The sequence below is a fragment of the Thalassovita mediterranea genome, assembly GCA_019448215.1.
Classification (GTDB): Bacteria; Pseudomonadota; Alphaproteobacteria; order Caulobacterales; family Hyphomonadaceae; genus Henriciella.
In genome coordinates this window covers 2,235,029-2,248,488 of record CP080408.1, presented here as the reverse complement: position 1 = coordinate 2,248,488, position 13,460 = coordinate 2,235,029, and the positions used below count along the sequence as shown (strand labels likewise).

Below are 13,460 nucleotides of genomic sequence, written 5' to 3'. Positions count from 1 at the left end.
ATGTCGCCAGAGGCTGTTGAAAGCGGCCCGCGACCCCATATCTCGACTAACAGATATCGAGACAGGAGCCCCGACATGCTGCCCCCAAAGCCTGCTGATAATTTCAAGCGCGTCAGCCGTTCCGACAAGGAATGGCGCGAGCTGCTGACCGATGAGCAGTACCGCGTTGGCGTGAAGGATGGCACGGAGCGCGCCTTCTCGCCCGGCAATCACAATGATGAGAAGCGCGACGGCCTCTATCATTGCGTTGGCTGCGACACGCCGCTCTGGTCGTCCGAGCACAAGTTTGACTCCGGGACGGGCTGGCCGAGCTTCTACAAGCCGGTGCGCGAGACCGCCGTCGACACCAAGACCGACTTCAAGCTGATCATGCCGCGCAAGGAGTGCCACTGCGCGACCTGCGGGCTGCATATGGGCCACGTCTTCAAGGATGGACCGCCGCCAACCGGCGAGCGCTGGTGCATCAATGGTGTGGTGCTAAACTTCAAGCCGGCCTGATATCAGAGCCTTCTGGACAGCACAGCTTTAGCCGCTAGGGTTTCGCGTTTCTCGATATGAAACGGAGACCCTTTTCCCATGCGATTGAGCTATCTGCTGGCCAGCGCCGCAAGTGCTGCCCTCCTGACAGGGTGCACATCTCCTTCCGGACAGACCGAACAGAGCGATGATACAATGACTGAAACTGCTGCCGAGACGCAGGACACCGCGAACGCATCCGCAGAGACCCCACCAATCGCAAAGCGCGTTCCTGTCGAGATCGAACAGGTCGGGCGCACACGGACCGACAATTATCAATGGATGAAGGACGAGAACTGGCAGCAGGTCATGCGCGACCCGTCCGTCCTGCGCGAAGACATCCGTGAGTATCTCGAGGCTGAGAACGCCTACACGAAGGCCTCGCTGGAAGACCCGACTGAAGCGCTGCGCGAGACGCTGCTGGCGGAGATGCGCGGGCGGATCAAGGAAGATGACAGCTCGGTTCCCTCCAAGGACGGGCCATATGCCTATTATGTGCGCTACCGCGAAGGCGGTGAGTATCCGATCTTTGCGCGCAAACCAGCAGAACAGGCCTTCGAGGCTGATGCACCGGAAACCGTGCTGTTCGACGGCGACAAGGAAGCAGAGGGCAAGTCCTACTTCTCGATCCGCGGGCTGGAGCAGTCGCCTGACCACAAGCTGCTGGCGTCGGCGATCGATACGCAGGGCAGCGAGTATTACACGATTGCCGTACGCAATATCGAAACCGGTGAGGCCGTGGGCGCGCCGATCGAAGGCACCTATGGCAGCTTTGAATGGGGCGCCGATTCCAACCTGCTCTACTGGGTGGAGCGCGATGATAATGGCCGGCCGACGGCCGTCTTCCAGCGCGATCTGACCACCGGCGCGGATGTCGAGATCTACCGCGAAGAGGACCCTGGCTTCTTTGTCGGGGTGAGCAAGTCTGAGTCGGAAGAGTTCATCTTCATCGAGACCGGTGGCCACACCTCTGGCGAGGTCTGGTTCTTCCCGACCGATGCGGCGAGCCCGGAGCCGAAACTCGTCGCGCCTCGCAAGGAAGACGAGGAATATGATGTAACCCACTGGAATGGTGCGTTTTATATTCTCACGAATGCTGATGGCGCCGTCGATTTCAAGGTTGTGAAAGCGCCAATCGACAATCCGGGTCGCGAGAACTGGGAAGACGTCATCGCGCACCGGCCCGGCACGCTGGTGCTCGGTCTTGATCCTTACAAGGATCATCTCGTGCGGCTGGAGCGGGCAAACGCCCTGCCCCGTATTGTGGTGCGTGAGCGCGAAAGCGGCGACGAGCACACGATCGCGATGGATGAGAGCGCCTATGATCTCGGCCTCGGGTCGGGCGAGTATGATTCGACCGTGATGCGGTATGACTATGCCTCACCAGCCAGCCCGAGCCAGGTATTCGACTATGACATGGCGACGCGCGAGCGCACGCTGCGCAAGACGCGCGAAGTGCCATCTGGCCACAATGCAGAGGACTATGTGGTCGAGCGCCTTATGGTCCCGGCATGGGATGGCGAGGAAATTCCTGTCACCATCCTTCGCCGCGCTGATACGCCAGTCGATGGGACCGCGCCGCTGCTTCTCTATGGCTATGGTTCCTACGGGATCACCATTCCGGCGAGCTTCTCAACCTCGCGCCTGTCGCTGGTCGATCGCGGCTTCATCTATGCCATCGCTCACATCCGCGGCTCTCAGGCCAAGGGGTATCAGTGGTATCTGGACGGCAAGCTCGAGAAGAAGACAAACACGTTCAAGGACTATGTCTCTGCCGGGCGTTACCTGGTTGAGAACGGCTATGGCGCCGAAGGCCGCGTTGTCGGTCATGGCGGCTCCGCTGGTGGGCTTCTGATGGGCGCAGCCGCGAACATGGATCCGGAGCTATTCGGCGGTATCATCGCGGCCGTTCCATTCGTCGACGTCATCAACACGATGTCGGACGACACCCTGCCCCTGACGCCGCCGGAATGGCCCGAATGGGGCAACCCGATCACGGATGCCGAGGCGTATGACACGATCCTGGCCTATAGCCCGTATGACAATGTGGGCGACAAGGACTATCCGGCCATGCTGATCACGGGCGGTCTTTCCGACCCGCGCGTCACCTATTGGGAGCCGTCCAAGTGGGCGGCCCAGCTTCGCCACGAAGCACCGAATGCAGGGCCGTACTATCTGCGCATCAACATGGATGCCGGTCATGGCGGCTCTACGGGCCGGTTCGAAGGGCTGAAAGAGACGGCGATTGAGTATGCCTTCGCGCTGGCGAGCGTAGGGCTTGTCGATGGATACGACATCTCCCGGACAGCGATGTCCGCAGACGACTAGCTCTCCATCAAACCGAAACAGGAAAAAGCCGGCCCCTTCACGGGAGCCGGCTTTTTTGTGCCTGTCGTATAGCGCCACGGTCTCTCGCCATCGAGGCGCACCGTTCATTCACGCAAACGAAAATGGCCCGGCATTGCTGCCGGGCCATCATCATTTCTTGGGTCAGATCAGACCGTTCTTAGCGAACGATGATCGTGACTTCCGAACGACGGTTCAGAGGCTCACGCACACCGTCTGCGGTCTGCTTGGCCAGGTCGTTCTCACCGCGGCCTTCCGTGGTGATCATGCTGGATGGGATGCCGCGCTCGTTAAGAGCCGTTGCAACCGCTGCAGCACGACGCTCGGAGAGACGTGCGTTGTAGGACTGTGCACCGGACGTGTCGGTGTGGCCGACGATCGTCACAGAGTTCGCAGCACACTCCTGGCGGCTACGGATGTTTGCAACAGCCTGGTCGATCACAGCCGAAGCCTGGCTGGTGATGTTCGACTTGTCCCACTCGAAGTAGACCACGAACGCCTGGTTCAGCGTCGAGCACGACGGTGGTGGCGGAGGTGGTGGTGGTGGAGGCGGCGGCGGCGGTGGTGGCGGCGGCGGCGGTGGCGGTGGTGGCGGTGGAGGCGGCGGTGGCGGCGGAGCTGCCGGAGCCGCGAACTGATAACGCAGACCAACGGTCACGCTGTGGTCACGATACTCGCCGGAGTATGGAACTGGCTGACCAAGAACGGCTTTGCCGTCGAGGCTCAGGTCGTCGACCATGAAGTACTTGTAGCCGAGGTCCAGGGTGAGCTGCTCGGTGACGTCGTAGCCGATACCAGCGAGAAGCTGGTAAGCAAGGCCCGTGTCAGCGTCGTTGAAGCCGTTCGCCTGATAGGTTTCAACACCGCTAGCGGTTGCAACACCTGCGCGCAGGTTGGTTGCGCGAGCGTCGACTTTCGCCAGACCGATACCAGCACCGAGGTATGGCTGAACGCCGCCCATCGGGTTGAAGTCGTAGAGGGCGTTGAACATGAGATCATAGATCGTCACTTCGCCGTCGCCGCCTGGCGTGTAACCGCCGCTTGGGATGAACGGTGCCGTTACGAATGGGAAGCCGGTGATCGTCGTGGACGGATCAAGCTCACCACCGCGGATACCGAAAGTGGATTCGAGACGGAAGCCGTTGCCGAAGCCATAGCCGAGACCCAGCTGAGCGCCGAGCAGGCCATCTTCAACTTCCTGGTCGCCACCAAGTGCGAAAGGCGCACCGGTTGGCGGATCGGAATCGAGCGTACCGTCAAAGGTGTAGCCCAGATCGGCGCGGCCATACCAGCCGTCCTGAGCGTTAGCGACGAACATTGCAGACGCCATGGCGGCCGCGGCTGTCGCGCACATAAGAGTTCTTTTCATACTCATCCCCTATTGTGAGCCGCATGGGCACTATTACCCACCGACCGCAGAGACTAAACGGACCATTCCGTGTGCATACTCACCTAGAACAACTTCGTTCCTTAGACGAGTGTACAAGGATGGAAAATATTTGAAACTTCGCGTTTTTTCTAGCAAGCGCGGCGTAAATGCAACATTTTTTCTTCGCTGACAGCGGACTGCCCAGACTTTGCCAGATTGCAGTCACTTTTGGCAAACCAAACGCCGAAATTTCGAATCAGGGGAAATGGTACCGCCTCTCCGGCTTGAACGGAGGACCTCTGGTTCCACAAACCAGCGCTCTAACCAACTGAGCTAAGGCGGCACTTGGGACGCACATACGCTCAAGCGGCGCCGCGTTCAAGCCGCTTTACCGAGTCTGGTGCAGTCGCCCCTGCCCTACTCCGCTGCAAGCGGCGTCGGCGCTGCCTGTGGGGGCGCTTCAAAGGCCGGATCGCCGGGCTTTCGATACCTCAGAACACCGTCATCGAGGTTGGCCCGGCCGATCTCGAATATATCCTGCACATAGTTCTGGTTGAGGCGCCATGGTGCCGCTTCTCCTTGCTTCGGGAGGCGATGAAGGGCGCGCGTGACATAGCCGGATGAAAAGTCGAGCCAGGGCGCGTCGCCTGGGTGCTCATCTGCGATGGGGCGAACCTCTACAGCGCCCGTCTTGTCCATGTGCTTGATGAGGCGCGAGACGAACTTGGCAATCAGGTCCGCCTTCAGCGTCCAGGAGGCGTTGGTGTAACCGAATGTGACGACGAGATTCGGCACATTGTTGAACATGATGCCGCGATAGCCGTGCAGGCTGGACGGCTCAACGGGCTGACCATCGACAAAAAGGTCCGCGCCGCCCATGAATTCAAGCTGGAGACCTGTTGCCGAGACGACGATGTCGGCGTCCAGCGTCTTACCGGAGGCAAGCTTGAGGCCGTTTTCCGTGAAGGTCTCGATATTATCGGTGACGACGCCCGCCTTTCCATCCTTGATAGATTTGAAGAGGTCACCATCAGGCACCAGACAAAGGCGCTGGTCCCAGGGATTATAGCTGGGCGTGAAATGCGTTTCGACGTCGAAATCGGCGCCAAGCTCTTCCTGGGCCATGCCAACGATACGCTCTTTCACCTTCTCAGGCCTTTTCCGCGCGAGACGGAAAAACAGCATTTGCAGAAGCGTATTCTTCCAGCGTGTGAGGCCATACGCGACCTTCTCAGGCAGGATCTTGCGCAGTCCGAGCGCCACCTTGTCCTCGGCTGGTCTTGAAACGATGTAGGTCGGCGAGCGCTGCAGCATGGTCACATGCGCGGCCTTCTTCGCCATTTCAGGCACGAGCGTCACAGCCGTCGCGCCAGACCCGATCACGACGACCTTTTTACCACTATAATCAAGATCTTCTGGCCATGCCTGGGGATGAATGACCTGTCCTTTGAAGGCTGCTTCGCCCGGGAAATCCGGCTTGTAACCGCCTTCATAGGAATAGTAGCCCGCGCACATGTGAAGGACCCGGCAGGTAAAGGTGCGCTCGATGCCTTCCGCCTTGTCTTCAACCGTCAATGACCAGACCGCGGCGTCTGAATCCCAGCGCGCCTCGCGCACGAGGTGTTCGAATTTGATCTTGCGGTCGATACCATTCTCGGACGCCGTTTCGCGCACATAGTTGAGGATGGAGGGCCCATCGGCGATGGCCTTGCGCTCTTTCCACGGTTTGAAGTCGTAGCCGAGCGTGTGCATGTCGCTGTCGGAGCGGATGCCCGGATATCGGAACAGGTCCCACGTCCCGCCAATAGCCTTGCGGCCCTCGAGAATCGCGAACGTCTTTCCGGGAGAGCGCTCCTGCAGGTAATAGGCCGCGCCAATGCCGGAAAGGCCGGCCCCAACGATCAGTACGTCAAAATCAGGATTTGCCATCCGCGAAGTGAACCGCGAATTCGGGCAGGTGTCCAGATATTATGACTCAGGCGTCAGGATTTCACCGCCCTCGCCGGCCTCGTCACGCGGCCACGCGCCAAGCGCCCGGTAGACCGCGATGGAATTCAGGCTGCGCACGAGATTCGCGCGGATAAGCTGCTGGCGGGCATCATAGTAGAGCTGCTGGGAATCGAGGACAGAGAGGTAGTCATCGACACCGACGCGGAAACGCTCCTCAGACAGATCACGTGTGATTTCAGTGTCTTCGACCAGCCTGACCAACGCATTCACGCGCTGGTCTATGGTGCGCCGGACAGCGAGAGCGTCAGCCGTGTCGCGGAAAGCGAACTGGATCGCCTGCTCGTAATTGGCGACGGCAAGCTGCTCCTGCGCCTCACGCACTTCGAGATTGAACTGGCGCGCGCCGGCATCGAAAATTGGCAGCGAGATGGAGGGTCCGAAGGACCAGCCAAGTGTGCCGTCAAAAAGGTCGCCCAGCTCATCGCTAGAATAGCCGACCTGCCCGGTCAGGGAGATGATCGGGAAGAAGGCCGCGCGGGCGGCTGCGATATTGGCATTTGCGGCCATGAGCTGGCGCTCTGCTGCCTGAACGTCCGGGCGCGAGAGAAGCACCAGAGAAGACTGGCCGACCGGGATGTCTTCGGCGAGCGGCGTCGGGTCAAGCTTTGCCGCGCCAAGCGTACCGGACGGAAGGTCCGTGCCGACTGCAAGGCGCAGGGCATTGAGGTCCTGCTCTACCTGTGCGGAGAATTGCGCGGCCTGGGCGCGCGCGGTTTCGACACTGGCAGAGGCGCGGCGGACATCGAGCTCCGTCGCGATGCCGGCATTGAACAGCTCCTGGGTGAGGTTCAGCGATTCTGATTGGACATCGACCGTGTCTTCGGCGAGCGCGAGCAGCGCCTTGTCGGCGGCAAGCTGCATCCAGATCTCACCGACCGTAGCGGCGATGGCGATCTTGGCGGCCCGCTCACCCTCTGCGGAGGCGAGATAGCTCTGCAGGGCTGCTTCATTCAGCGAGGCGACGCGGCCGAACAGGTCGAGCTCATAGGCGGTGATGCCGATACTGGCCGAGGCATTGTCGAAATTCCCGCCGCCATTGCCGTCGCCGATCGTGCCGCCTTCGGTGAAGCCGCCATTGGCGGTCACAGTCGGCAGGCGCTGGGCGCGAGAGATGCCGTACTGGGCGCGCGCCAGCTGCACATTGGCCGCGGCGATGCGGAGGTCGCGGTTCTCCGCGAGCGCGAGGCTGACAAGTTCGCGCAGTTCCTCAGAAACGAAGACGTCCTGCCAGTAGAGCGGCTCAACCCGCTCGCCGTCGGCATCCGTCACAGGCAGGGCGTCCGGGATCGGCGCGGCCGGTTGCTGATAGGGCTGCGAGATCATGGCACAGCCACTGAGCGCAGTGGCCGCCATAGCGCCGAGGATCATGCGGTTCGTCGAGATCATGCGACGGCTTCCTTGTTACCAGGTTGGGTCAGAGGCTTCTGGCCGGTGAGCTTGCGGATCATCACATAGAAGAGCGGCGCAAACAGCAGGCCGAGGATCACCGAGACGATCAGGCCGCCGAGAACGGCCGTACCGATCGCCTGACGGCCAGCGGCACCCGCGCCGGTGCTGAGCGCAAGCGGCAGCACGCCGAAGCCGAAGGCGAAACTCGTCATCAGGATTGGACGAAGGCGCATGCGGACCGCTTGGGACACGGCTTCGAAAAGCTCAACGCCCTGCTGCTCGAGGTTACGGGCAAACTCGATGATGAGAATGGCATTCTTCGAGGCGAGACCGACCGTGGTCAGCAGGGCCACCTGGAAGAAGATGTCATTGTCGAGCCCGCGAAGGTGGGCGGCGAGGACTGCACCCGCCACGCCGAGCGGCGCCGTCAGGAGAACGGCAACCGGAACGGTCCAGCTCTCATAGAGGGCGGCAAGGCAGAGGAACACGAACAGAATCGACATGATGTAGAGGAGCGTCGCCTGATTGCCGGCTTCGCGTTCCTGTGCACTGATGCCAGTCCATTCCATGTCGAGGCCCTGCGGCAGCTGATCGACGAGGGTTTCCATCTGGTCCATTGCGACGCCCGAGCTGACGCCCGGCGCCGGTGAGCCCTGAATGTTCAGCGCAGGCAGGCCGTTATAACGCTGCAGCTGCGGCGAGCCATAGGTCCAGCCTGTCGTCACAACTTCCTCCAGCGGCGTCATTTCGCTGGAGCTATTGCGAATGTACCAGCCGCCAAGATCATCAGGCTGCATGCGGTTGTCCGCTTCGCCCTGGACATAGACGCGCTTGATGCGGCCGCGGTCGAGGAAGTCGTTGACATAGGTGCCACCGAACGCCGTCGAGAGGAGGCTGGTAATGCCCGAGACATCGACCCCGAGGGCCTGCGCCTTCTGGTAGTCGATATCGATGTTGAATTGCGGGCCGTCGGCCTGACCGTTCGGACGTACGCCGGTGAGCTCCGGGCTCTGATTTGCCATGCCAAGCAGCTGCCCCTGCGCCTGAACGAGCGCATCGTGGCCGACGCCGCCAGCATCCTGGAGGTACATGTCGAAGCCTGACGAATTACCAAGCTGCGGGATTGGCGGCGGGACAATCGCAAAAATGCGTGCTTCGGTGCCCTGAGCAAAATTGCCGCTGGCGGCACCTGCGATTTCCATGGCGGATTCACCTGGACCACCGCGTTCCGACCAGTCCACCAGCGAGCCGAAGGCGATACCATTATTCTGGCCCTGCCCTGCAAAGCTGAACCCCGCCAGCGTGAAGAGGCCCTTGATATTCTCACCCTGCGCGCCGCGATAATATTCGCCGACGGAGTCCATCACTTCGGTCGTGCGCTCAAGGCTGGAGCCCGGTGGAAGCTGAACGAGGGTGATGAACTGGCCCTGGTCTTCCTGTGGCAGGAAGGAGGATGGCAGGCGGACAAAGCCTGAGGCCATCACGGCGACGATCACCGCGAAGCCAGCTGCAAAGATCCAGCGGCGGCGAAGGATGCGGTCCACGACATTGCCGTAGCCATCTCGCAGCCTGTCGAAGCCCTTGTTGAACCATATTGCCGGCTTCTGCAGCGGGCCGGGCGTCTTCTCATGATCAGGCTTTTTCAGGATGGTCGCACAGAGGGCTGGCGACAGGATAAGCGCGATCAGAAGTGACAGCGCCATCGCCGAGACAATCGTCACGGAGAACTGGCGATAGATGAGACCCGCTGAACCCGGGAAGAAGGCCATCGGGATAAAGACGGCCGACAGGGTCACGACGATACCGATCAGGGCGCCGGTGATCTGGCTCATCGACTTTCGCGTCGCCTCGACCGGGCCGAGCCCCTCCTCTTCCATGACGCGTTCGACGTTTTCAACGACCACGATGGCGTCGTCCACAATCAGGCCGATGGCCAGCACCATGGCGAACATGGTCAGCGTGTTGATCGAGAAACCGAGGGTCAGCAGGCCAACCATCACGCCGAGCAGAACGACGGGCACTGCAATCATCGGAATGAAGGAGGCGCGCAGGCTTTGCAGGAAGACAAAGATGACGAGGAAGACGAGGACGATCGCTTCAATCAGCGTCTTCTGAACCTCGTGGATCGATGTTTCGATGAACGGGGTCGTGTCGACCGGGAAGGCATATTCAATATCCTGCGGGAAGGACTGCGAGAGGCGTTCGACCTCTGCCTTGACCGCTTCGGCCGTTTCAAGCGCGTTGGCGCCGGTCGCGAGCGAGACGCCGAAACCGGAAGACGGATATCCGTTGAATTTCGAATTGAAGGCGTAGTTTTCGGCGCCAAGCTCGACCGTACCGACATCGCCAAGGCGAACGGAGCCCCCCTCCGGCGTGGTGCGAATGAGAAGCTCGCGGAATTCTTCCGGCGTATTCAGTAGCGACTGGAGCGTGACGGTGGCGTTGATTTCCTGACCGGGCACAGACGGCGCGCCGCCAAGGGCGCCAGCAGAAACCTGCGTATTCTGGGCACGGATTGCGGCAATTACATCGGCCGGGACAAGATCGAACTGAACGAGCTTGTCAGGGTCTAGCCAAATCCGCATCGCATATTGCGACCCGAATTGCTGTACGCGACCAACACCATCAACGCGGCTGACTGAGTCGTACATGTTGGAACGGACATAGTCGCCAAGGTCCGTCTGGTCGTAGGTCCCATTCGGCGAGTAGAGCGCCGTGATCAGCAGGAAGCCGGAGCTGGCCTTGTTGACGGTCACACCCTGGCGCTGGACCGGCTCTGGCAGAAGGGGCGTCGCGAGCGAGAGCTTGTTCTGGACCTGTACCTGAGCGATGTCGGGGTCCGTCCCGGTTTCGAAAGTCAACGTAACAGAAGCCTGCCCGGACGAACTCGATGAGGAGGAGATGTAGTCGAGGCCATCAAGGCCGGTCATCTGCTGTTCGATGACCTGCGTGACGGAATCCTCAACTGCTTTCGCTGACGCGCCCGGATAGACCGCGTTTACGGAAATCGTTGTCGGCGCGATGTCGGGGTATTGCGACACTGGCAGAGCACGCAATGCCATCGCACCTGCGATCATGATGACGATCGCGATGACCCAGGCGAAGACCGGGCGATTAATAAAGAAATTTGCCATGATAACTGAGCTTTATTCGGGCTGAACCGCCGCCCCTGACGACGGCATCGACGCCATTTCTTCCTGGCGAGACGCAATCACCTCAACAGGCGCGCCGTCGCGCACATTCTGGAAGCCGCTTACGATGACCCTGTCGCCGGGCGACAGGCCCTCAGTGACAATCCAGTTCGAGCCATTGGCTTCCTGGATGGTGAGCGACTTTCGAACGGCCGTCCCGTCGTCGGATGCCACGAACACATAGCCGTCGCCTTGCGGCGTGCGCTGAACGGCACGCTGCGGGACAGCATAGACATTATTGTAAGTGCCAGCGGCGAAGGACGCCTTCAGGAACATGCCTGGGAGGATGAGATTGTCCGGGTTCGGGAACTGGGCCCGCACAATGACGGTGCCAGCTTCCTGGTCGACGCTGACCTCTGAGAATTCAAGCTGACCTTCCAGTGGATAGTCGTCGCCGTTTTCAAACTCGAGCGTGACCGGCACGGCGGCTGAGCGGCCAGAGGTCGGGCCAAGCGTCTCGATCTTGCCTTCCGAGACGTCGCGCTTCCAGCGCAGCACCTGCGCGCTCGACGCGGTCATGTCGACATAGATCGGGTCCAGCTGCAGCACGCGGGCGAGTGAGGTCGCCTGATTGGCGGTGACAAGAGCGCCTTCGGTTACAGCAGAGCGCCCGATCCGGCCGGCAATGGGGGAGCGCACTTTTGTGCGGGCAAGGTCGATGCGGGCGCGCTGCAGGGCGGCACGCTGAATGCCGACATCGGCTTCGGCCTGCTTCTGCGCGGCGACAGCCTCGTCATAGGATTGCTGGCTGACAGCATTTATATCGGCGAGGCGCTCAAAACGGCTTGCCGTTTCCGTTGCAGCAGCTGCCGTCGCCTGCGCACGGGCCAGCGAAGCCTCAGCGCTCTGGACGGCGGCGACATATTCATCGGCGTCGATCTGATAAAGCGCCTGATCTTCGGCGACGACTTCGCCCTCTGTGAACAGGCGGCTTTCTATCAGGCCTGACACCTGTGGGCGGATTTCAGCTTCTGCATAGGGGGTGGCGCGCCCCGGCAGCGTGCGGACACTTCCGATGGAGGAAGGCTGGACCGGCATGACTTCGACGCGCGCGGCCATTTGCTGAGGCGGGCCTGCGCCTTCTGACGCGCCTGCGCCAGCGGCATCACCGCCCTCTCCGCCACCGCATGCGGCGAGAACCAGAAGTGTTGCGCTTGCGGCTCCTGCAAAACCCCATTTCAGGGTCCGGGCCAAAGACTTTCTAGAGTGGGGCATGTGTTTCCTACGCGCCGTCGGACCGGCGAGGATTGATGTATCAAGCCGGTTGATTTTAGAATGAACGTTCTATTTGTTGCTGCAACGCACAAAGTCAATGTCGGGATGTGAAATAGTTGGAACAAAAACCAATGCCACTCACGGGCGCGGAAAAGCGCCGCAATGCGAGGATCGCCCAAGTCCTTGACGCAGCGGCACATTGTTTCGTGGAATTGGGGTTTCACCGCGCGAGCATGGCCAAAATTGCCGCCAAGGCGAAAATGAGCCCCGGCCACATCTACCACTATTTCGAAAGCAAGGAGGCGATCATCGCCGCCATCGTCGACCGCGAGTCGGCGCGCGCCGCAGAACGTTTTGCCGAGTTTGATGCCGTCGACTCAACAGAGCTCGCGGCCGTGATGACCGAGCGGGCGGTGCTGTCCATCGCGGAAAAGACCGATATTCTCCAGTCTGCCCTGAATATGGAGATGCTGGCGGAGTGTCAGAGAAACCCGGAGATTGCCTGTATCATTCACAAGCATGACCGCTACGTTCGCGACCAGCTCACACATCTTATACGCGACAAGATCGGTCTCGACCTGGCGGAAGCGCGAACCGACATGATGATGGTACAATTTTCCGGGCTGGCGAACCGGTTGCTGCGTAATCCCGACCTCGACCTCACCAATATGGTCGTCCTGATGCGCCAGACGATGACATCAATCCTGTCCCCGACACTTGGCCAGCAGGCCAAATGAACCTTTCGGTCGATTACACGCTATTGGTGTAACTATCGACGGAAAAAGGGACCTACCCCGATGGCAGATACAGCATCGCGGGATAACCCACTCGAGAATGTCCTTGAGCGGGCTATCAACGAAGTGGACGGCGACAATGTCACGTTCGGGGACATTCTGGACCTGTTCGGGGCACGCTCTTTTGGCCCAATAATCGTCTTGCTCGGCATGCTGGTAACCGTGCCGCCCATCGGCGCCGTTCCCGGACTGCCGATGATCGTCGGCCTCGTGATCATCCTCTTCACTGTACAGATCGTCTTTGGCGCAAAGCGGATCTGGGTACCAAACTTCATTGAGAAGCGATCCATTTCGAAGGAAAAGCTCGAGGCAGCCGACAAGAAGGCGAAGCCCTGGCTGAAACGCATTGATGGCCTCGTGTCAGAGCGCATCACCATGCTGACCGGGCCATGGGCGATCTATGCCTCCGCCGTCATTATCATCTTCCTCGCCCTGCTCATGATCCCGCTGGAACTGGTTCCCTTTGCCGTAGCCGCTCCAGGCGCAGCGATCACGCTTTATGGCCTTGCCATCATGGCACGCGACGGGGTGCTGATGCTGATCGGCTATGTGCTCGCCGCGATCACGACAGCGCTCACGATTGCCTTTGTCCCATGGGACAAGTTCGCGTCCTTCTTCGGAATGGGATAG

The 13,460-nt window shown here is 60.5% G+C and carries 9 protein-coding genes and 1 tRNA gene; 4 read left to right on the top strand and 6 right to left on the bottom strand.

What is annotated here, in order from left to right; all coding sequences use genetic code 11:
* The first annotated feature begins 75 nt into the window (after window positions 1–75).
* Window positions 76–498, top strand: a complete 423-nt coding sequence (gene msrB / locus KUV46_11030; protein QYI99875.1) for a peptide-methionine (R)-S-oxide reductase MsrB — start codon at window positions 76–78, stop codon at window positions 496–498.
* Window positions 499–672: 174 nt separating this feature from the next.
* Window positions 673–2,844 (top strand): S9 family peptidase, encoded by a 2,172-nt coding sequence (locus KUV46_11025; protein ID QYI99874.1) that lies wholly within the window; start codon window positions 673–675, stop codon window positions 2,842–2,844.
* Between the two features lie 178 nt (window positions 2,845–3,022).
* Here KUV46_11025 and KUV46_11020 read toward each other — a convergent pair whose 3' ends face one another.
* From KUV46_11020 to KUV46_10995, 6 genes are all read right to left on the bottom strand, one after another.
* Complete coding sequence (locus KUV46_11020; protein ID QYI99873.1) at window positions 3,023–4,231, bottom strand: OmpA family protein; 1,209 nt, start codon at window positions 4,229–4,231, stop codon at window positions 3,023–3,025.
* A gap of 266 nt (window positions 4,232–4,497) precedes the next feature.
* Window positions 4,498–4,574, bottom strand: a tRNA-His gene (locus KUV46_11015).
* A gap of 74 nt (window positions 4,575–4,648) precedes the next feature.
* On the bottom strand, window positions 4,649–6,160 hold the full coding sequence (locus KUV46_11010; GenBank protein ID QYI99872.1) for an NAD(P)/FAD-dependent oxidoreductase: 1,512 nt from the start codon (window positions 6,158–6,160) through the stop codon (window positions 4,649–4,651).
* A gap of 39 nt (window positions 6,161–6,199) precedes the next feature.
* Entirely contained in the window at window positions 6,200–7,627 is a 1,428-nt protein-coding gene (locus tag KUV46_11005; GenBank protein ID QYI99871.1) for an efflux transporter outer membrane subunit, read from the bottom strand.
* On the bottom strand, window positions 7,624–10,764 hold the full coding sequence (locus tag KUV46_11000; protein ID QYI99870.1) for an efflux RND transporter permease subunit: 3,141 nt from the start codon (window positions 10,762–10,764) through the stop codon (window positions 7,624–7,626). Before KUV46_11000 ends, KUV46_11005 begins: the two co-directional genes overlap by 4 nt.
* Before the next feature lie 12 nt (window positions 10,765–10,776).
* Window positions 10,777–12,015, bottom strand: coding sequence for an efflux RND transporter periplasmic adaptor subunit (locus KUV46_10995; GenBank protein QYI99869.1), 1,239 nt, complete (start codon window positions 12,013–12,015; stop codon window positions 10,777–10,779).
* A 152-nt stretch (window positions 12,016–12,167) separates the two neighbouring features.
* Here KUV46_10995 and KUV46_10990 point away from each other — a divergent pair, with 152 nt between their 5' ends.
* Complete coding sequence (locus KUV46_10990) at window positions 12,168–12,773, top strand: TetR/AcrR family transcriptional regulator (protein QYI99868.1); 606 nt, start codon at window positions 12,168–12,170, stop codon at window positions 12,771–12,773.
* A 60-nt stretch (window positions 12,774–12,833) separates the two neighbouring features.
* Complete coding sequence (locus KUV46_10985) at window positions 12,834–13,460, top strand: exopolysaccharide biosynthesis protein (protein QYI99867.1); 627 nt, start codon at window positions 12,834–12,836, stop codon at window positions 13,458–13,460.

Excerpts from the sequence above, each read along its gene's own strand:
- KUV46_10985 (QYI99867.1), top strand. The coding sequence starts at position 12,834 with ATGGCAGATACAGCATCGCGGGATAACCCACTCGAGAATGTCCTTGAG.
- KUV46_11005 (QYI99871.1), bottom strand. The coding sequence starts at position 7,627 with ATGATCTCGACGAACCGCATGATCCTCGGCGCTATGGCGGCCACTGCG.
- KUV46_10990 (QYI99868.1), top strand. The coding sequence starts at position 12,168 with ATGCCACTCACGGGCGCGGAAAAGCGCCGCAATGCGAGGATCGCCCAA.
- KUV46_11020 (QYI99873.1), bottom strand. The coding sequence starts at position 4,231 with ATGAAAAGAACTCTTATGTGCGCGACAGCCGCGGCCGCCATGGCGTCT.
- msrB (QYI99875.1), top strand. The coding sequence starts at position 76 with ATGCTGCCCCCAAAGCCTGCTGATAATTTCAAGCGCGTCAGCCGTTCC.
- KUV46_11025 (QYI99874.1), top strand. The coding sequence starts at position 673 with ATGACTGAAACTGCTGCCGAGACGCAGGACACCGCGAACGCATCCGCA.
- KUV46_11000 (QYI99870.1), bottom strand. The coding sequence starts at position 10,764 with ATGGCAAATTTCTTTATTAATCGCCCGGTCTTCGCCTGGGTCATCGCG.
- KUV46_11010 (QYI99872.1), bottom strand. The coding sequence starts at position 6,160 with ATGGCAAATCCTGATTTTGACGTACTGATCGTTGGGGCCGGCCTTTCC.